Genomic DNA, 20009 nt, shown 5'->3' on the forward strand with positions numbered 1-20009 from the left:
GAGTAAAAAAATTAGCAATACTTACCTATCAATTACCAAAAAAAATCTTAGATTTGTAGATAATATAGAAATAGTGTAATTATGAAAAAACTTTTACTAATATTAATCCTAGGATTTATATCAATGGTAAACGGCCAGACTTGTGCTCCGGTCGGTGTTCCGTTTATACAATCTTTTGGTGGAGGTGCATTGCCCAATTGTTGGGTCAATCAGAATCCTGTTTCCACCAGTACGTATGCACTTTGGCGATTTTCGGGCGCGCCTGGCTATGGTGCCACTAATAACGGTAAGCCCACAGGAACCTATGCCTGGGTGGACGCTTCGTCACCATATGATAATCTTCACAATGTCGAATTATTATCTCCGCAGATAAATTTAACAGGACTTACTGATCCTTATGTGGAGTTTGAGTGGTTTAAAAACCACCTGACTTCTGCTACAGGAACATTGCCAAACTACGATAATAACGCGCTGCGGGTTCATGTAAACGATGGTACCGGTTGGGTACAGATATTTTCTGATACCTCTAACCATGATGAGTGGAGAACAGTCGGTATTTCGCTTGGAGCTGCCTATGTAGGTGCAACCATTCAGTTGCGTTTCACAGTAGATAAAGATGTAAACGGAAATGGTTATTTTTATGACGATGTATTGCTGGATGAGATTCAGGTAAAACAAGCGCCAACTTGTTTTGAGCCTACAGCACTGCTGGTGACCAATATTACACCCACGTCGGTAACGGTGGACTGGACTGCGGCTAATCCTGCACCGGCTCAGGGATATGAATATTATTTCAGTACCGTAAATACTCCGCCTACAGCAGCTACTGTAGGTACACCGGTAGCAGCCGGGGTAACTACGGCTACATTTACACCTGTTACACAAGGTACCACCTATTACTGGTGGGTGCGTTCTGTTTGTTCGCCAACAGATAAAACTGCCTGGGTGCCGGGATTGCCATTTGTTCCTGGTAACTTTGGTCCGTCGCCGCTGCCTTATCATCAGGATTTTACCAATGGATATGATTTTACGCTGATAGGAAATCAGACGAATAAATGGTTTTATGGATCAGCGGCTGGTAACCCTGCCAATTCCATCTATATTTCCAATGATAACGGTGCGTCCAACACTTATACCAATAACTCTACCAGTGTGGCACATGCCTATAAGGATTTAATTATTCCGGCAGGTGCTACATCAGCAACTTTCTCTTTTGACTGGAGAGCATACGGTGAAAGCTGCTGTGATTATATACGGGTATGGCTGGTACCAGCTACCTTCACACCTACAGCCGGAGCACAGATTACTGCCGGCAGCGGAAGAATTCAGGTAGGAGGCAATATGAATTTACAGTCTAACTGGCAGACTTACATGAATACAAATCTGAACATCAGTTCTTTCGCAGGTTCAATGATGCGTCTGGTGTTTGAATGGCGTAATGACGGAAGTGTGGGGACTATGCCTCCGGCTGCTATAGATAATATTAACCTTTTAATTCCTACTTGTCCTACACCTACCAATATGAACGTGTCCAACGTGACACCAAATTCCGCGACCTTAGGTTGGACAGGTATTACACCTGTGCCGGCAAACGGTTATGAGTACTACTTGAGTACCACAAATACTCCGCCTACCGCTGCAACAGCAGGTACTGCGGTTCCCGGCCCAACGGCGAACCTTACCACCCTGACTCCGGGAACCACTTATTACTGGTGGGTACGTGCCATTTGTTCACCAACAGACAGCAGTCTATGGATTCCTGGTCCTGAATTTACACCCGGACAAATAGGCAGCGGTACCACATCCATGGGTAACCTTCCGGTATATTCATGCTTCGGTTATGGTTATTCACAGCAAATCTATACCGCCGCTGAAGTGACATCGGCAGTAGGAAATAATAATGTAATCAGCAGAATCCGCTTTAAAGTGGCTGCTACGGCTGCAACGCAGGCCAACTATAATCAGTGGACGGTGTTTATGGGTAATACCAACCAGGCGAACTTTGCTACGACAACATCCTGGGTGCCTTATAACCAGCTGATGCAGGTTTATCAGGGCACACTGGGCAATATGACCGCCGGTACCTGGGTTGAACTTACTCTTGCAGTTCCATTTATATGGGACGGAACCAGTAATCTGGTTATTGCAGTAGACGAAAATGCTCCGGACTGGTCATGTACTGCAAACTGGGGCAGCTATTCAGCCGGAACCAACAGAGGTATGTTGTATTACAGTGATAGCACAAATCCTGATCCTGTGAACCCGCCTACAGCAACCAGCAGATATTCTACAATACCTCAGTTGCAGTTAGTGGCAGATCCGCTGCCTGCTTGTACTACAGCACCTCCTACGCTGCTGAATGTTACCGGTCTTACCAACGTGAGTGCCAACCTTTCATGGATGCCTGCTCAGGGAGCCACTTATATTCTGCAGTGGAGACCTGTAACGACACCGGCATCTGCATGGACTACGGTAAACCTGAACAACAGTTATTATCCGCTGACCAACCTTACAGAACAGACCACCTACGAATGGCAGGTAGCTTATGTCTGTGGAACTACGCAGGGCAACTTTGCCGGTCCGGTTCAGTTTACTACAGAACAACTTCCGTATTGTGCGGCAAACCCAACCAATAACACAACCAGAACCTATATCTCAAATGTCACTACCAACGCAGTCGGCGCTCCTGCTCTGGTGAGCAACTCTACCGGTGCTGCAGGATATACAGATTATACAGGTGACCCATCCAGACTGGCTACATTCATTATGGGTACGGCAAATAATACCGTATCGGTATCCAAGTCATGGGCCGGAACTCAGTATGCAGCTGGTGTAGGGGTATGGATTGACTTTAACAGGAACGGAACCTTTGAAGCGACAGAAAGAGTAGTTACCAGTACTTCCAACCTGACAACTCCGATTGTATCCGCACCATTTACCGTGCCGTTGCCTCCGGGAGCATACAATGGTCCGCTGAATACCAGAATGAGAGTTATTGTGCAGGAAGCGGGTAACCCTTCTGCTTGTGGTACCTTTACATATGGTGAAGTAGAAGATTATGATGTAAGACTGGTAGAGCCAATTCCTTGTACTACTGCAGCGCCTCAGGGATTAGGCGCAGGTAATATGAGTCCGGTTTCTGCAACGCTGACCTGGATGCCTGCTACGGGTGCTCAGTATGTAGTGCAGTGGAGACCGGTAACCACTCCGGCTTCGCCTTGGACTGTAGTTACTCCGGCTCCGGTAGATAGCTATCATATTCTCACCGGTCTGATGGAACAGACTACGTATGAATTCCAGGTAGCGTATATCTGTAGTGGAACGCAAGGTGCTTTCAGTACTCCGTACCAGTTTACAACACCTCCATTGCAGTGGTGTAATGCAGGTTCTACAGTAACCAATGTTGATGATCATATTACCAATGTTACCGTAGATCCTACCGGTTTCCCGATTTTCCCTACCATGAGTAATAACTCCGGAACCAGTAATTATACCAATTATTATTTTGACACAACGAAAAGAGTATCACTGGTACTTGGATCTACAGGTAATACTATATCTGTAAGCAAAGGATGGGTGAATGCTCCGAATAACGTTGCCATCGATGCATGGATTGACTTTAACAGAGATGGCGTATTTGATGTGACAGAGCTGATCATGAGCTTCACGCCAAGTCAGACTACGCCGGTAGTAGCCACATTTGATGTGCCTGCAGTAGGATACGCGGGCAACCTGCCTACTAAAATGAGAGTGATTGCAAGACGTACCTCTCCGGCAGCGGCTTGTGGTACATTTGACTATGGAGAAGTAGAAGATTATGCAGTAGATCTGGTAGAGCCTATTCCATGTAACAGTAATCCGGTGGCGAACCTTCAGGTAACGGGTATTACACATAATACGGCAACCGTAACATGGACTCCGGATCCGGGTGGTGCTACTTATATTGTAAGACACAAACCTGTGGGAGCAGCAAACTGGACGGCACAGATTCCGGTGACATTCCTTACCGGTACCTATACGATCCCGAATCTAACACCATCTACTCAGTATATTGTAGAGGTAGTAGCACTTTGTGATAATGTACCGGGAACTCCGGCAGAAATACCGTTTGAAACCCTGTGTAATCCTGAGCCACCAACCAATTTTGTGGTGACCAATATTACACCAGATAGTGCGGTTGTGACATGGGATCCTGTTCCTTCGGCAAGTTATGTGGTGGAGTACAGAGAAGTGGGAAGTACAACATGGACTACAGTGAATGTGACCACCAACTCTTATACGCTGACTAATCTGGATCCTTATACCACGTATGAAGTCAGAGTAGCTTCTGTATGTTCAGGTGCACAGAATCCATTCTCTACTCCGGTGGTATTTACTACATTGCCAACATGTGAAATGGCTCCTGTAGGTCTTATTATTACCAACCTTACCATGACGACAGCACAGATAGACTGGAATGCATTCCCGGGTGCGTCTTATGAACTGAGATGGAGAAAAGTAGGTAACAGCGGATGGAACAGTGTTACAGTGAATACCAATACATACATTCTTACCGGCCTTACCGAGGAAACTCAGTACGAAGTAATGATTGCAAATATCTGTAACGGTGGTCTTCAGCAATTTACACATCCATATGTGTTTACAACACCTACACTGGTATATTGTAACATGGAAGGAGCCAATTCTTCTGATGAATTTATTTCAAATGTTACTGTGAAACCAGCTGGCGGAACCGAAATGACCAATGATTCAGGTGCATCAGGATATACCAGCTATGTAGATGCAATTGATAAGATGATTGTGCTTGCACAAGGATCTACCGGTAACCAGATTTCGATTACCAAGCAATGGACAGGTCAGGTTTATAACGAAGCGGTAACAGTTTGGATTGACTTCAACAGAGACGGCAAGTTTGCTAATGATGAAAGAATTCTGATTGCTCCGGCCAACACAAACAATCCTGCTGCAGGTACATTCTCTGTTCCGGCTGATGCATATGTGAGCTTAACAAACGATAAGTACCTGGTGATGAGAGTAGCCATGAGAAGAAATGGTTCTCCTGAAATGTGTTCTACGTTTGATAATGGTGAGGTGGAAGATTACAAAGTAAGAATCGTGAAGCCAAGACCAAATAACATCATGGACAATAATCAGGTGATTCTTTATCCGAACCCTGTGAAGAATATCCTGAATGTGACCAAAGTGAAAGATGGTGCTACTTATAAAGTGTACAACTCCATCGGACAGTTGATTCAAAATGGTGCAATCTTCAGCAACAGAATGGATGTGAGCAAACTCATCAGTGGTGTATATATCATAGATATTACAGATACGAATGGAGAAACTGTTCAGAAGAAATTCATTAAAGAATAACAGATTCGTTCAAAATTGAAACCCTCAGCGATGAGGGTTTTTTTATGACTTTAATAGTGTGCTGTAGATATATATAAATGAAAATGCCCTCCGCACAGGAAGGCATTTCTTATATTCTGAGATGATTTTTATACCGCAAATTCGTTGAGTTGCTTCAGGAATTTTTCTGTTTCAAGCCGGAGTTGAGACAGATCGCTGTTGTTGTAAATGATGAAATCGGCACGTTTTATTTTCTCATTCTCAGCCATCTGTTTTTCTATGACGTTTTCTACTTCACGGTAGGTCTTTCCGTCACGATCCATAACCCGTTTCATCCGCAGGTTATCATCTGCAGTCACCAGCAGACTCTTCCAGCATTCTTTGTCCAGACCCAGTTCAAATAACAGAGCGGTTTCTTTAAACAGGTAATCTGTAGTCTGAAAGCTGATCCAGCTTTCAAAATCTTTTCGAACTGCAGGGTGAATCAGGGCGTTCAGTTTCAGGAGTAATTCATCATTATTAAATACAATACTGGCTACATATTTCCGGTCGTATTTTCCTTCTTCGTTATAAGCTTTTGCGCCCAGCAGTTCCTGGATTTGTTCTTTGAGAGCTGGATTATCATTGACGATATCCTTTGCCCGATCATCTGAAGTATACACGGGGAATCCTGCCTCCTGCAGCAGATGTGCTACCGTAGTTTTTCCGGATCCTATGCCTCCGGTAAGGCCAATAATTTTCCCCGGGGGGTCACTGTCTTTCATATGGTTGAAATGTTGTTTAATAGCCAAATACTTCATTAAAGCCCAGGGTTTCATCCAGGCGTACCCCTTTTTCCGTCATTTTCAGACTTGCCAGTTCGTGGTGTGCATCATGTTCAAAGAACAGCAGATAATCATTATCCACACATTGTTTCAGAAACTTTGCTTTTTCTTCTACAGTAAGCAGGGGGCGGGTGTCATACCCCATCACATATACCTGTGGTATATGGCCGGTGGTGGGAATTAGGTCAGCAGCAAATACAATCGTTTTTTCCTGGTATTGAATGACCGGCAGCATCTGCTTCTCCGTATGTCCGTCCACAAAAATGACATCCATCTTCAGGTCAGGTGCAAATCCGTAATTGCCGGTGGCCGGAAGTGGCAGAAAATTTAACTGCCCGCTTTCCTGAATAGGAATGATGTTCTCTTTCAGAAAACTTGCTTTTTCTCTGGGGTTGGGCTCTGTAGCCCATTGCCAGTGGTTTTCATTCGTCCAGAACTGCGCATTTTTAAAAGCCGGTCTGTAGCCGCTGCGGTCATCATTCCACTCTATAGCGCCACCGCAATGGTCAAAATGAAGGTGAGTAAGGAACACATCTGTAATATCATCACGTACGAATCCATATTTCTGAAGATTTTTATCCAGTGAATCATCGCCCCAGAGTGAGTAATGCCCGAAGAATTTATCGTCTTGCTTATTTCCCAGTCCGCAGTCTATGAGAATCAGCTTTTTGCCGTCTTCTACCAGCAGTGAGCGTGTACCCAGATCAATCAGGTTGCGTTCATCTGCGGGGTTTGTTCTTTGCCAAATTGATTTGGGAACCACGCCGAACATGGCACCTCCGTCCAGTTTAAATTTTCCACATTGTATGGGATATAATTTCATGTTTGAATATTTTGTAAATTAAATTCCGGAAAAGAATCTGGAATTATAGTTGTATTTTTTGTTAAATTTAAAAAAATATAAGCAAATTCACTCAACTTTTTCCTGTATTCACTTCCAGTGGTGTGCTGATGCGCAGAATTTCATTACGGATGCCGGGCAGCTTGTGAATGCTGATCTCGGTTCCGGGTGCAAGGTCTGTGAGTGGAATGTCGCAAATGAGTACAATGTCTTTTGCTGTGTCAATGGTGAAAAGGTCAGTTTTAAGGGTGAAAACCAACCCTTTTGCTCCGATATATCGCTTCGATATTTGCCGTATACAAGTCGTGAAGACTTTTTTACCTTCTGTTTTTCTGTAGCGCAGGACATTGACCAGTGGCGGTAGAATATATTTTGCACCCAATACATAAAAGAGGAGTATTACAGCGGGAATGATAAAACTGAACACATCCTGCGAACCATCTGCGAAACTCATGGCGGCCAGATACAGCAGATACACGGAAAAAGTGATGAGTGGTAAGATTGCCACAAAAAACAGTGCAATCCTGGAAATCATGGTCTTTCGCAATACTCTTTTCTCTTTCTCAGAAAGTGGCAGTAAGGTATTCAATTCCGAAAGTTTTTTAGCATTAATGAGATTCCTGCAGGAGTTTACGCATTTTGGCAGCGATTTCCCTTTCGCCTTCACTTCCTTGCTCCAGTTCAGCAATAATATTTCTGAAGTCAGTTTGTTTTCTGTTTTGAGACAGTTTTGAGGCGATATGAATTTCTGTTGGAATGACGCTGATGCCGAACGCACCCTTCATTTCCTCCTGCACAAATGCTTCGCCCATATCTTCCACAAGTACCGGGCATTTCTGCTTCATTTCATATTGGGCAGTCAGACCGGCAAGGTGTGCATAGAGTTCATCATCGGTCATCAGTTGTACCGTGCCCCGAACCTGAACGGCTTCATAATTCCACGTAGATACATTCAGATGATTGTACCATGAGGAGGAAATATAGGCATGTTTGCCCAGGAAATCACACAGTACTTCATCTCCGTTCTGCAGGACATCCGCCTGCGGATTGGCTTTTGAAATATGGGTCTCCAGATAGAAATGGTCCGGTTTTTCCTTCAGCAGAAACATTGCATGGGTAGCGGCGAGTTTTTCCCTGCACGAAATAAGCAGGGCAAAGCCATGTTTACGGATGATTTTTTTCATCAGCACTTCATCATCACTGCGGTATAGTTTCGGAATATACATTTTTTAAAACAATTCACCCGGATTTTTTGGGCGGCTGATTCCCAGATGCTGATAGGCTTTTGGGGTCACTTCCCGGCCACGTGGTGTCCGGATGATGAACCCTTCCTGAATCAGAAAAGGTTCGTACACTTCTTCCAGTGTTTCCGGATTTTCGCCTATTGAAGTGGCCAGTGCGGAAATTCCTACCGGTTTTCCCCGGAAATTTTCAATCATGACCTTCATGATTTTATTGTCCATATCATCCAGCCCGAACTCATCCACGTTCAGTGAGTTCAGTGCATATTTTGTAATATTGATTTCAATTTCACCGTTTCCTTTGATTTCTGCGAAATCCCTTACCCTGCGAAGCAAAGCATTCGCAATCCGGGGTGTTCCTCGGCTTCTCCGGGCGATTTCCAGGGCGGCATCTTCGTAAATTTTAACGCCTAAAACACGTGCGCTTCTTTCTATAATCATGCCCAGCAACTCCACCGTGTAATATTCAAGACGACTTTGAATGCCAAACCGCGCCAGCATGGGTTTGGTGAGCATTCCGCTGCGGGTGGTAGCGCCTACTAGCGTAAAGGGGTTGAGGCCAATCTGCACACTTCGGGCGTTGGGCCCGGTTTCCAGCATGATGTCAATTTTATAATCTTCCATGGCAGAATAGAGGTATTCTTCCACGATGGGCGATAACCGGTGAATTTCGTCAATAAATAATACATCATTTTCCTCCAGATTGGTGAGCAGTCCGGCAAGGCTGCCGGGTTTGTCCAGTACCGGACCGGAAGTGACTTTACAGTTGACTCCAAGTTCATTGGCAATGATATGGGATAAAGTGGTTTTTCCAAGTCCCGGCGGACCGTGGAGTAATACATGATCTAGTGCGGTACCCCGGTTTTTAGCCGCCTGAACAAATACTTCCAGATTGTCCAGAGTTTTCCTTTGCCCTGCAAAATCACCAAAGCTTTGCGGGCGGATTTGTTCTTCTTGAATCAGTTCTTCTTCAGAATAATTTTCTTTGTCCGGGTGAAGAAAATCAGGCATACAGGTTTTAAATTAATTACAGTCAAAGATAAGTCATTCAGAATGAAAATCAGTCTCCGGTGTTCAGTTTGAGCAAAAGTATTGTGGTCATCCACTTATTTCCCGAGGATATAAGATAAATTTGAATTGTTAAATTTTGGAACTGCTTCTATTATTAGTACATTTACACGTATGAAAATCATTGGTCCCTTCAGGCAAATTGTCACCCTTGCTAATCTTCCCCTTCGTGGGAAACTTTCAGATCACCAACTGGAAATTATTGAAAACGGAGGAATTCTGGTGGATGCCGGTAAAGTGGTTGAAACCACTTCCTACAAGACGTTAATGACCCGCTATCCCGATGCAGAGAAAGACATCATAGCAGAAGACAGGATAGCGATGCCTGCTTTTATTGATGCGCATACGCATATTTGCTTTGGCGGAAACCGTGCCAATGATTTTGCGATGCGCAATGCCGGGAAATCCTATCTGGAAATTGCAGAGCGCGGTGGCGGCATCTGGAGTTCTGTACAGCATACGCGTGCTGCAACAGAAGAAGAACTGCTGAAATCTACATTGCAGAGAATTCAGTTTCTGGTGGGTCTGGGCATTACCACCATCGAAATAAAATCAGGATATGGACTGGATGTTGAAAATGAGCTGAAGATGTTGCGGGTGATTAAAAAGGCACAGGCAAAAACAAAAGCGACACTGGTGCCCACCTGTCTTGCGGCTCACCTGAAGCCGCGTGATTTTGAAGGAGATAACAGTGCATACCTGCAGTATATTTTAACTGAAATTTTACCTGCAGTAAAAGCTGAAAATCTGGCAAAGCGCGTGGATATCTTTGTTGAGAAAACCGCTTTTTTGCCTGAAGAATCCAAAGATTTTTTGACCAAAACTAAAAACTTAGGTTTTGAAATAACGGTGCATGCAGATCAGTTCACACCCGGGAGTTCCCGCATTGCCGCAGAGGTGGGCGCGCGTTCTGCAGACCATCTGGAGGCCACGATAGATGATGATATTGCTTTTCTGGCAGAGTCTGAAACGGCGGCAGTGGCGCTGCCGGGTGCGAGTCTGGGGCTGGGTGAAAAGTTTACCCCGGCGAGGAAAATTCTGGATCATAACGGAATTTTAGCAATTGCCAGCGACTGGAATCCCGGTTCGGCACCTATGGGCAATCTGATTACACAGGCGTCTATACTGGCTGCCTACGAGAAGTTATCTACGGCAGAAGTTCTGGCCGGAATTACCCTCCGCGCGGCTTATGCTTTGGGTATGCAGGATCGTGGTACTTTGGCGAAAGGATATAAAGCGGATTTCGTCACATTTAAAACAGATAATTTCCAGAATGTTTTATACAATCAGGGCAGTATGAGTGCTGCAGGTGTGTATATAGATGGAGAACAAGTTTAATATATACAATCATGAGCATCTGGCAAGGTAGATTTGATGGTGATGATCCTTTGCATCACAGGATTTTTCAGCGGGTTAAAGCAGAAACCGAGTATGAAAATATCTTACCTGGGGATTTCGTTTTACATGGTTTTGCCGTAGATGAAGGAGTAAGGAGAAATAAGGGAAGACAGGGAGCTAAAGATGCTCCGGACCTCATCAGGAAAAACATGTCTAATTTTCCGGTCATTCGCCCGGACTTTTCTTTGGTAGATTTCGGGAATATACATTGTGAGAACGGTGACCTGGAAGGTGCTCAGCAATTGCTGGCAGAAAAGGTGAGCTGGGTGATGAATCGGGGTGCAAAATCTGTGGTGCTGGGTGGCGGGCATGAAGTGACCTTTGCCCATTATTCCGGAATCAGAAATGCTTTTCCCCAGAAGAAAATTGGTATTATCAATATCGACGCGCATTTTGATAACCGCGAACCGGAACCGGGTACAGGTCCCAGTTCGGGAACCGGATTCCGGCAGATTGCTGCCGAAGGGGATATTCATTCGCTGCACATTGGCATTCAGAGAAATTCCAATACACTCAAATTGTTTGATGTGGCCCATCAGTTTGGTATGAAGTATATTCTTGCTGATGAGCTCTTCTTTGAGAATCTGGCGTCACTTTATGAAAAAATTGATGTGCTGATGGCTGAGGCTGATGTCTTGTATCTTACGGTTTGTATGGATGTTTTTAATGCATCTATAGCCCCCGGCGTTTCGGCAGCAGCGTATAATGGTATTTTTGCGGATGCAACCTTTATGCACGTATTCAGACATATACTGCGCAGTGACAAATTACTGGCACTGGACGTAGCCGAGGTAAATCCGGTTTATGATTTGCAGGACAGAACGGCGAGACTGGCGGCCAGCCTCGTGAATGAATGGTTGATGATGTAGAAGACCAGGCAGATGGATCATGATGCGATTTAAATTATAAGAAAATGACAAATACAATAGAAAATAAGATTAAGAAAGCAGACCGTAGTTTTCAGGAATGGAAGAAAGTCAGTTTCAAATCAAGACAGAAATTACTGAAAAAACTGTCAGCGGAACTTACCCAAAACCGGGACATCCTTGCAGAGAATATTACCCGGGAGATGAATAAACCCATTGCGCAGGCGAAAGCAGAAATTGAGAAATGCGCCCTTATGGTCGATTATTATGCCACAGCAGATGATGTACTGAAGCCAGAGAAGATCAAAACGGAATTTCGGGTGAGTGAGATTCATTTTCAACCAAAAGGTGTCATACTGGGAGTGATGCCGTGGAATTTTCCTTTCTGGCAAGTGCTCAGATTTGCAGTCCCTGCAATTCTGGCGGGCAATACCGTGGTCCTGAAACATGCGTCCATCTGTTTTGAAAGCGGTAATCTCATTGAAAAAATATTTCTGAAAGCTGGTTTCCCTAAGGGCATTTTTCAAAATCTTGAAGTAGGGCATAAGGAAGTAAAATCCATTATAGAGCATCCGCTGGTACAGGGTGTGAGTCTTACAGGCAGTGAAGCGGCAGGCGCAGAAGTTGCAGCAACAGCCGGTAGAAATATTAAAAAATCCCTATTGGAACTTGGCGGGAGTGATGCATTTATTGTGCTGGATGATGCGGATCTGAAGAAAGCAGCAGTGAGTGGTGCGAAATCCAGACTGGCCAATTGCGGTCAGGCGTGCAATGCCGGAAAGCGCTTTATAATTCATAAAAAAATTGAGAAAAAATTTCTTGATGTTTTTGTGGAAGAGTATCAGAAATACGTGCCGGGAGATCCTTATGATGAGCAGACACTCATTTCCGGAATGGCCAGACCCGATCTGGCCGATGAGTTGGAAAAGCAGTATAAAAAAGCGCTGAAGAACGGTGCCGAGATCATCGTTCCCCTGAAGCGGCTTTCTGAAAATGAGTTTATGCCCGGACTAATTAAGGTGAAGCGTGGAAATCCTGTGCTGAAAGAAGAAGTCTTCGGGCCGCTGGGCATGGTGATGATTGCCGGAAATGATGAAGATGCGCTGAACATTGCGAATGACATTCGCTTTGGTCTGTCTGATTCTGTATGGACAAAAGACAAAAAGCGGCAGCGGTTCTTCGTGGAAAATTTAGAATCCGGAACGGTAAGCATCAACAAGAGTTCCAGTTCGGATCCACGGCTTCCTTTTGGCGGGGCCAAGGCATCGGGCTATGGTGTAGAATTATCACTGCACGCACTGCGGGAATTTGTTACCGTGCGTACGGTGGTGGGGCATTAGCCATCTTTAGGTGATGGTTTTCAATAAGAAAGCCGGCTCAGTAATGAGTCGGCTTTCATTTATTTTAAAACTGAAAAATTATTTCAATTCTACTTCAGCACCAGCTTCTTCCAGTTGCTTTTTCAGCGCTTCAGCTTCGTCTTTAGAAACTCCTTGCTTGATTGGAGCAGGAGCACCGTCTACCATATCTTTAGCATCTTTCAGACCTGCACCGGTTAAATCTTTTACTAATTTAACAACAGCAAGTTTAGAAGCACCTGCAGATTTCAGGATTACGTCGAACTCAGTTTTTTCTTCAGCAGCTTCACCGGCACCGGCACCACCACCTGCAACAACTACTGCAGCAGCAGCTGGCTCAATTCCGTACTCATCCTTAAGGATAGCAGCTAATTCATTTACGTCTTTTACTGTAAGGTTTACAAGCGTTTCCGCTAAGTTTTTTAAATCTGACATTGTAATAATGTTTTAATTGTTGAACGATTATATTTTTTTGAGTGTTTATTATTCAGCAGCAGGAGTTTCAGTTCCTTCTGCGGCAGCTTCCGGAGCAGCCGGAGTTTCTTCTGCCTGTGTTTCTTCAGCGGCTGGAGCTTCTTCTGCTTCAGCAGCATCAGCACCTTCAGCTTTGTTTTGCAATGCAGAAACAAGTCTTTGAATTGGAGACTGAAGCAATCCGATGATTTCTCCAAGCATTTCTTCTTTAGATTTAATGCTTACAAGCGTATCCAGATTGTCATCACCTACGTAGAAAGTTTCCTGCAGGTATGCAGACTTCAGCGCGGGTTTTTCCTCTTTCTTTCTGAAATCTTTGATCAGCTTTGCAGGAGCATTAGCTGTTTCAGAGATCATCAGCGCAGAATTTCCTTTGAAAGATGGGAACATTTCAGAGAAATCTACGTCCATGCTTTCCATCGCTTTTTGCAAAAGGGTATTTTTTACCACTTTTACTTTGATGTTATTCTTAAATGCCTGTCTTCTAAAATCTGACGACTTCGCAGCATTCAAGCCTTCAAGATCTGCTACGTACACTACTTTTGCGTCCAGTAGAAGGTCTTTTATTTCTTGTATTACCAGTACTTTATCTTCTTTAGTCATTGTTTCTCAGATTTTAGTTAACAGATTTTGTATCTATTGCGATTCCCGGGCTCATGGTAGAAGACAGATAAATGCTCTTTACATAAGTTCCTTTAGCCGCTGTAGGCTTCAACTTAATTAAAGTTTGAATCAGTTCCTGTGCATTTTCTTTAATCTTGTCTGCATCAAAAGATACTTTTCCGATTGCTGCGTGGATGATTCCATACTTGTCTACTTTGAAGTCAATCTTACCGCTTTTCACTTCAGATACTGCTTTACCTACTTCCATGGTTACGGTTCCGGATTTAGGGTTTGGCATCAGACCTCTCGGACCTAAAACTCTACCCAGAGGACCCAGTTTACCCATTACTGCAGGCATGGTTACAATAACATCTACATCTGTCCACCCGTTTTTGATTTTATCCAGATACTCATCCAGACCTACGTAGTCTGCACCAGCTTCTTTAGCCTCAGCTTCTTTGTCCGGAGTTACCAGAGCAAGAACTTTAACATCTTTACCGGTTCCGTGTGGCAGGGATACAACTCCTCTTACCATTTGGTTGGCTTTTCTTGGGTCTACACCCAGACGAACAGCGATATCTACAGATGCGTCAAATTTTGCAGTATTTACCTCTTTTACCAAAGCAGAAGCTTCGTTCAGAGCATAAACTTTATTTTTTTCTACTTTACTTAACGCTTCTTTTTGTTTTTTAGTCAATTTTGCCATTTTCAATCAGTTTTAAGCGTTAGTTGGTTTTTGACCCGTTACTCTGATTCCCATGGATCTTGCGGTACCCGCTACCATAGTCAGTGCAGAATCAATAGTGAAACAGTTCAGGTCGGTCATTTTATCTTCTGCAATTTTCTTTACCTGATCCCAGCTTACAGAACCTACTTTGTTACGGTTGGGTTCTCCGGATCCGCTTTTAAGTTTTGCAGCTTCCAGTAACTGAATTGCAGCAGGTGGGGTCTTGATGACAAACTCAAAAGATTTGTCTTCGAATACCGTAATCACTACTGGCAATACCTGTCCCGGCTTGTCCTGAGTTCTTCCGTTAAATTGCTTACAAAACTCCATGATGTTCACCCCTGCAGAACCCAAAGCCGGACCTACTGGTGGAGATGGGTTGGCAGCGCCGCCCTTCACCTGAAGTTTTACCATTTTAAAGACTTTTTTAGCCATTTTTTGTTTTTAAAAAATTAGTAATTTATGAATGTGGAAGCATTTATAAATCTGCAAAGAAATGTTCTCACCTCATTACTTTGCATTTCGGACTGCAAAATTAAGAATATTTTTTTAATCTGCAATAGTATAAACGATTAAAAATCAGAAAGGATTGCAAATTTTTAAGCAGCATAAATGCGGTGCTGTTTTTTCATCGCATCTGTTTATTTTAAAGGAATTAAGAAAAGGCCGCTTTAGTCTTTTTTGGAAGCCTGATAAATGAGGTATGCGCTGAGTCCTAGAAGTGTGGCCAGTGCCATTTTTTTAGTTTGGGTAGAGGGGACGGGCAGCATAGTCTCTCCGTAGATTCGGTGTGGTTCGGATGAGGGAGCCATCACATTGCCGTTGGTTTCCGGTTTGTTCTGAATGCTCATCATAAGTCGCATACCGGCAGAGCCAGCGTTTATAATGGTTTTAGGAAATAATCCGTATAATTTTTTGAACACATATCCAGACCAGTCTGGGTAGACTTCTTTTTTTGGATTTTTTGCCATCTGAACCATGGTAGCCGCCAGCTCGCGCGGATCAAACGACAGAGGTGGAATTTTGGCGGAAAACCCCGAGTATTTTGCAGAATGCATATTCCCTGTAGAACGTTGAATACCCGGATACAATCCGCAGATATGGATGTCCGGATAATCTGAAACTTCGCCCTGTAACGTCTCCACCATTCCCCGAACTCCAAATTTGGATGCACTGTAGGCGGTTCCGTAAGGGGCGGGCATCCAGCCGCCCACTGAAATATTGTTCAGCAATACACCGTCTCCCTGCTTTTTGAAAATCGGGAGAACGGTTCGTGCACCGTGCAGATAGCCCAGAAGATTGGTTCGGACAATCTGCTCGATGACTTCTGCGGGCATGTCTTCCAGTTTGCCAGTAGCCATGACGCCTGCATTGTTCACCCAGATGTCAATGCGGCCGTTGTACTGCAGAGCTGTCTCTGCCAGGTACTGCACTTGTGCGGCATCTGAAACATCTGTAGAAACGCCCAGCGCAATAACGCCCAGGTCCCGGCAAAGTTGCACAGTTTCGTCTAATGCGTCCTGGCCTCTGGCACCGATGATGATATGACATCCTTCCAAGGCGAAGGCTTCAGCTGCAGCCCTTCCTATTCCGCTGGTTCCGCCTGTGATGACCACGGTTTTTCCTTTTAGCGTTGAATTTTCCATGAGATGGTGGTGATTTGGTTATGATAGGGCATGCATAAATCATTCCTCTGCGGCAGGAACCCGCGATTATTTTGCTGAGAGGAGGGAAGCAAACAAAAAAGGCTGCTCTCCCGAACAGCCTTTTATATGATAAGCAGTATGCTTTTACACTTTTTCTACCTGCATGAAACTTAGTTCCATAGGGGTTTTTCTTCCGAAAATCATGACAGAAACCTCCAGTTTCTTCTTGTCTTCCAGGATTTTTTCCACCGTACCATTGAATCCGTTGAAAGGACCTTCGGTCACTTTTACATTTTCGCCAACTACGAACGGGATCTCTACATCTGTAGCAAATTCGGACAGTTCATCCATTCTTCCCAGCATCCGGTTTACTTCGGATTTACGCATTGGGACGGGATCTCCTCCTTTGGTAAGGCTCAGGAAAGAAATAACACCGGGGACGTTTTTAATGATGTGTGGTATTTCACCAACAAGATTGGCTTCAACCATGAGATAGCCCGGATAGTAGGGTCTTTCCTTGGGAACTTTCTTACCGTTTCTCATCACGATAACTTTTTCCATAGGAATCACCACCTGAGTAACGTATTCTTCGAAACCCTGATGTTTCATTTCGTTCTCAATATAGGTTTTTACCTTATTTTCCTGTCCGCTGATGGATTTCAGCACATACCATTTCAATTCACTCATTTCCCGGGGAAATATTTTTATACAAACAGACTTGATATCAAGTCAATAATATTTTTGATTGCTTTAGAGAACAGTTCATCTACTCCAAAAACAAACAGCGCAAGTATCACTGTAGCCACTGTGATGACAATGGTGGAGGATTGCAGTTCCGGCCACTTTGGCCATTCTACTTTCTCTTTGAATTCGTGATACGAACCTTTTATAAAATCAGCTACGCTCATGTTCTGTTATTTTGCACGGGCACAAGGATTCGAACCCTGATCAACGGTTTTGGAGACCGGTATCCTACCATTGGACGATGCCCGTAGATTAAAAAGTTCCGTAAGTTTCCCTACGGAACTTTCTATATTGTGTTAGAAATTAATCTAAGATTTCAGTTACCTGACCTGCACCAACTGTTCTACCACCTTCTCTGATCGCAAATCTAAGACCTACGCTAAGAGCAATTGGTTGAAGAAGTTCTACAGTAATGGTTAAGTTATCACCTGGCATTACCATTTCTACACCTTCTGGTAAGAAAATCTCACCGGTAACGTCTGTAGTTCTTACATAGAACTGAGGACGGTATTTGTTGTGGAATGGAGTGTGACGACCACCTTCTTCTTTAGAAAGAACGTAAACCTCTGCTTTGAATTTTTTGTGCGGAGTTACAGAACCTTGCTTAGCGATTACCATACCTCTCTTGATGTCGGTTTTTTCAATACCTCTAAGAAGGATACCTACGTTATCTCCAGCTTCACCTCTGTCAAGGATTTTTCTGAACATCTCTACTCCGGTTACAGTTGATGTCAATTTTTCATCACCCATACCTACGATGTCTACAGGATCACCTGTGTTGATTACACCAGCTTCAATTCTACCAGTAGCTACAGTACCTCTACCTGTAATAGAGAATACGTCTTCGATTGGCATAAGGAATGGCTTGTCCTGATCTCTTACAGGCAGTTCAATCCATGTATCTACAGCAGCCATCAGTTCTTCTACAGTAGCAACCCATTTTGGTTCACCGTTCAGAGCACCCAGTGCAGAACCTTGAACTACAGGAGAGTTATCACCGTCATATTCATAAGAAGAAAGAAGATCTCTAAGTTCCAGCTCTACAAGCTCAAGAAGCTCAGCATCATCTACCATGTCTACTTTGTTCATGAAAACAACTACTCTAGGTACGTTTACCTGACGGCAAAGAAGGATGTGCTCTCTTGTTTGAGGCATTGGTCCGTCTGTAGCAGCACAAACCAGGATTGCTCCGTCCATCTGAGCAGCACCAGTTACCATGTTCTTCACATAGTCGGCGTGACCAGGACAGTCTACGTGAGCGTAGTGTCTGTTTTCAGTTTCGTATTCAATGTGAGAGGTGTTGATAGTAATACCTCTTTCTTTTTCTTCTGGTGCAGAGTCAATAGTAGAGAAATCTCTTGCTTCTCCAAATCCTTTCTCAGATAATACTTTAGAGATTGCAGCAGTTAAAGTAGTCTTACCGTGGTCAACATGACCGATAGTACCAATGTTTAAGTGCGGTTTGTTACGATTAAACGTTTCCTTTGCCATGATTTAAATTATTTGAATTATTTTATATTAAATTTTGGTGTGCAAATATAGTGATTTTTATAAATATCAAAATTTTTTCATTAAATTTTTTAATAAATAATCACTTAACCTCTACACACTGAAGTCTTTCTTTTCAGACTGCGAATTTACAAAATAGTATTGAAATACAAAAACATGTATATTGAATATTGAAGAAGGACTTGTTTTACAGCTTGAATGAGGGGTTATGTTGTATATGGATGGCTGTGCTGGTGTTTTGCCTAATAAAAACCCTTAATGAGGGTTAATATTTTACTTTATATTTAAAATTACATCGTTTATGTTGTGAAATATTTTAAATAGAAGCTGTTTTTGTAATGGAATAATGATTAAATTTGTGTAAACCATAAAATTATAAGCTATGAAAATTTATTTCTGAAATTTTTGGACTCGTGTTTTTGGGTTGTATCAATTCGTGCACTGTAAGGTCTCAGCCCGCACCTCCTGCTGAGGGTGACGTTATGAAAACAGCTACTGTGGTAAAAGACTGCACCGGAACATATGTCTGTTTTGCTGGTAATAATGCTGATTATCTGGTGTACAATCCCGCTACGCTTGCGGCTCACCCCAGTGGCAGTACCGTAAATGTGACTTTCCGTAGTGCGGGAAGGTGCTCCTTGCCGAAGGAGCCTACATGCAGAATGTTTCACGAGAGTAAAGGAAATTTAACGATTCTGAAAGTGTAGTAGAGGACATTGAAAATGAGCAAAAGTCTGTCAGATTTTCTGATGGACTTTTTTTATGAGTCAATCTTGAACTACGATGTCTGTAAAATGAAAAATCACAACCGAAAAGATTGTGATTTCTGTAGAGCCAACGATGAGATTTGAACTCACGACCTCTTCCTTACCAAGGAAACGCTCTACCCCTGAGCTACGTCGGCAATTTTTAAAAAAAAATCACAAGCCGCCGGGTTGTGATTTTAGAGCGGAAGACGGGGGTCGAACCCGCGACATTCAGCTTGGAAGGCTGACGCTCTACCAACTGAGCTACTTCCGCAATTTGTGTTTACAAATTATTGTTGGTAAACGGTGTGCAAATTTACACTTTTTTTTAAAACCTGCAAGTTTTATAAAATGTGGGGAGAGCAGGATTCGAACCTGCGAAGTCGTAAGACAGCAGAGTTACAGTCTGATCCATTTGGCCACTCTGGAATCTCCCCAATTTTATAAAAATGAGCCTCCTGAGGGATTCGAACCCACGACCCCGAGATTACAAATCACGTGCTCTGGCCAACTGAGCTAAGGAGGCAAATAGATTTCAAAAGAACGTCTTTATCTCTTTTTGCGAGTGCAAATATATGATTGTTTTTTTGAAATCTACAAATATTTTTTTAA

Annotated in this window: 18 protein-coding genes and 5 tRNA genes; 5 read left to right on the forward strand and 18 right to left on the reverse strand. The window is 43.5% G+C overall.

The features are described 5' to 3' along the window. The first annotated feature begins 81 nt into the window (after positions 1–81). A complete protein-coding gene (locus LKO26_RS02075; protein WP_227586159.1) occupies positions 82–5373 on the forward strand; it encodes a fibronectin type III domain-containing protein in 5292 nt (1763 codons plus the stop codon). A 128-nt stretch (positions 5374–5501) separates the two neighbouring features. Here LKO26_RS02075 and coaE read toward each other — a convergent pair whose 3' ends face one another. From coaE to ruvB, 5 genes are all read right to left on the reverse strand, one after another. Then, the gene (gene coaE, locus LKO26_RS02080) at positions 5502–6152 is read right to left on the reverse strand and encodes a dephospho-CoA kinase (protein WP_227586162.1); all 651 of its coding nucleotides are present in this window, start codon (positions 6150–6152) and stop codon (positions 5502–5504) included. Next, the gene (locus LKO26_RS02085; protein ID WP_227586163.1) at positions 6133–6999 is read right to left on the reverse strand and encodes an MBL fold metallo-hydrolase; all 867 of its coding nucleotides are present in this window, start codon (positions 6997–6999) and stop codon (positions 6133–6135) included. Before LKO26_RS02085 ends, coaE begins: the two co-directional genes overlap by 20 nt. Before the next feature lie 91 nt (positions 7000–7090). Next, the gene (locus LKO26_RS02090) at positions 7091–7606 is read right to left on the reverse strand and encodes a hypothetical protein (protein WP_227586164.1); all 516 of its coding nucleotides are present in this window, start codon (positions 7604–7606) and stop codon (positions 7091–7093) included. Positions 7607–7625: 19 nt separating this feature from the next. Continuing rightward, a complete protein-coding gene (locus LKO26_RS02095; protein WP_227586167.1) occupies positions 7626–8243 on the reverse strand; it encodes an FMN-binding negative transcriptional regulator in 618 nt (205 codons plus the stop codon). Between the two features lie 3 nt (positions 8244–8246). Then, entirely contained in the window at positions 8247–9269 is a 1023-nt protein-coding gene (gene ruvB / locus LKO26_RS02100; protein WP_227586169.1) for a Holliday junction branch migration DNA helicase RuvB, read from the reverse strand. Between the two features lie 171 nt (positions 9270–9440). Between ruvB and hutI the strand changes: the two genes are divergently transcribed. The 3 genes from hutI to LKO26_RS02115 are packed head-to-tail and all read left to right on the forward strand — an operon-like array spanning position 9441 to position 12930. Further along, the gene (hutI, locus tag LKO26_RS02105; RefSeq protein WP_227586170.1) at positions 9441–10664 is read left to right on the forward strand and encodes an imidazolonepropionase; all 1224 of its coding nucleotides are present in this window, start codon (positions 9441–9443) and stop codon (positions 10662–10664) included. Between the two features lie 8 nt (positions 10665–10672). Next, positions 10673–11593, forward strand: a complete 921-nt coding sequence (gene hutG / locus LKO26_RS02110; protein ID WP_227586199.1) for a formimidoylglutamase — start codon at positions 10673–10675, stop codon at positions 11591–11593. Between the two features lie 44 nt (positions 11594–11637). After that, positions 11638–12930: an aldehyde dehydrogenase family protein gene (locus tag LKO26_RS02115; RefSeq protein ID WP_227586172.1), complete on the forward strand. Its 1293-nt coding sequence runs from the start codon at positions 11638–11640 to the stop codon at positions 12928–12930. Between the two features lie 78 nt (positions 12931–13008). Here the strand turns inward: LKO26_RS02115 and rplL are convergent, their stop codons facing one another. The 9 genes from rplL to tuf all read right to left on the reverse strand — a co-directional run bounded on the left by rplL (position 13009) and on the right by tuf (position 18633). Further along, the gene (gene rplL / locus LKO26_RS02120) at positions 13009–13383 is read right to left on the reverse strand and encodes a 50S ribosomal protein L7/L12 (RefSeq protein WP_227586174.1); all 375 of its coding nucleotides are present in this window, start codon (positions 13381–13383) and stop codon (positions 13009–13011) included. Between the two features lie 48 nt (positions 13384–13431). Further along, complete coding sequence (gene rplJ, locus LKO26_RS02125; protein WP_227586175.1) at positions 13432–14025, reverse strand: 50S ribosomal protein L10; 594 nt, start codon at positions 14023–14025, stop codon at positions 13432–13434. Between the two features lie 13 nt (positions 14026–14038). Then, on the reverse strand, positions 14039–14731 hold the full coding sequence (rplA, locus tag LKO26_RS02130; RefSeq protein WP_227586177.1) for a 50S ribosomal protein L1: 693 nt from the start codon (positions 14729–14731) through the stop codon (positions 14039–14041). Between the two features lie 12 nt (positions 14732–14743). Beyond that, entirely contained in the window at positions 14744–15187 is a 444-nt protein-coding gene (gene rplK / locus LKO26_RS02135) for a 50S ribosomal protein L11 (RefSeq protein WP_227586179.1), read from the reverse strand. A 236-nt stretch (positions 15188–15423) separates the two neighbouring features. Then, on the reverse strand, positions 15424–16398 hold the full coding sequence (locus tag LKO26_RS02140; RefSeq protein ID WP_227586182.1) for an SDR family NAD(P)-dependent oxidoreductase: 975 nt from the start codon (positions 16396–16398) through the stop codon (positions 15424–15426). A gap of 144 nt (positions 16399–16542) precedes the next feature. Next, positions 16543–17085, reverse strand: coding sequence for a transcription termination/antitermination protein NusG (gene nusG, locus LKO26_RS02145; protein WP_227586183.1), 543 nt, complete (start codon positions 17083–17085; stop codon positions 16543–16545). Positions 17086–17102: 17 nt separating this feature from the next. Beyond that, entirely contained in the window at positions 17103–17306 is a 204-nt protein-coding gene (gene secE, locus LKO26_RS02150) for a preprotein translocase subunit SecE (RefSeq protein ID WP_227586184.1), read from the reverse strand. Between the two features lie 14 nt (positions 17307–17320). Beyond that, a tRNA-Trp gene (locus LKO26_RS02155) sits at positions 17321–17391 on the reverse strand. Positions 17392–17445: 54 nt separating this feature from the next. After that, positions 17446–18633, reverse strand: a complete 1188-nt coding sequence (gene tuf / locus LKO26_RS02160; RefSeq protein WP_227586185.1) for an elongation factor Tu — start codon at positions 18631–18633, stop codon at positions 17446–17448. Between the two features lie 500 nt (positions 18634–19133). On the opposite strand from tuf, the gene LKO26_RS02165 reads away from it, so the two are divergent. Continuing rightward, positions 19134–19358, forward strand: coding sequence for a hypothetical protein (locus LKO26_RS02165; RefSeq protein WP_227586186.1), 225 nt, complete (start codon positions 19134–19136; stop codon positions 19356–19358). Between the two features lie 125 nt (positions 19359–19483). Here LKO26_RS02165 and LKO26_RS02170 read toward each other — a convergent pair. The 4 genes from LKO26_RS02170 to LKO26_RS02185 all read right to left on the reverse strand — a co-directional run bounded on the left by LKO26_RS02170 (position 19484) and on the right by LKO26_RS02185 (position 19923). Further along, positions 19484–19555: transfer RNA gene (locus LKO26_RS02170), tRNA-Thr, on the reverse strand. Between the two features lie 43 nt (positions 19556–19598). Continuing rightward, positions 19599–19671, reverse strand: a tRNA-Gly gene (locus tag LKO26_RS02175). An 80-nt stretch (positions 19672–19751) separates the two neighbouring features. Further along, positions 19752–19834: transfer RNA gene (locus LKO26_RS02180), tRNA-Tyr, on the reverse strand. A gap of 15 nt (positions 19835–19849) precedes the next feature. Beyond that, positions 19850–19923, reverse strand: a tRNA-Thr gene (locus LKO26_RS02185). Positions 19924–20009: the final 86 nt, after the last annotated feature.

The organism is Chryseobacterium sp. MFBS3-17 (genome assembly GCF_020687745.1).
In the GTDB taxonomy this organism is placed as follows: domain Bacteria; phylum Bacteroidota; class Bacteroidia; order Flavobacteriales; family Weeksellaceae; genus Marnyiella.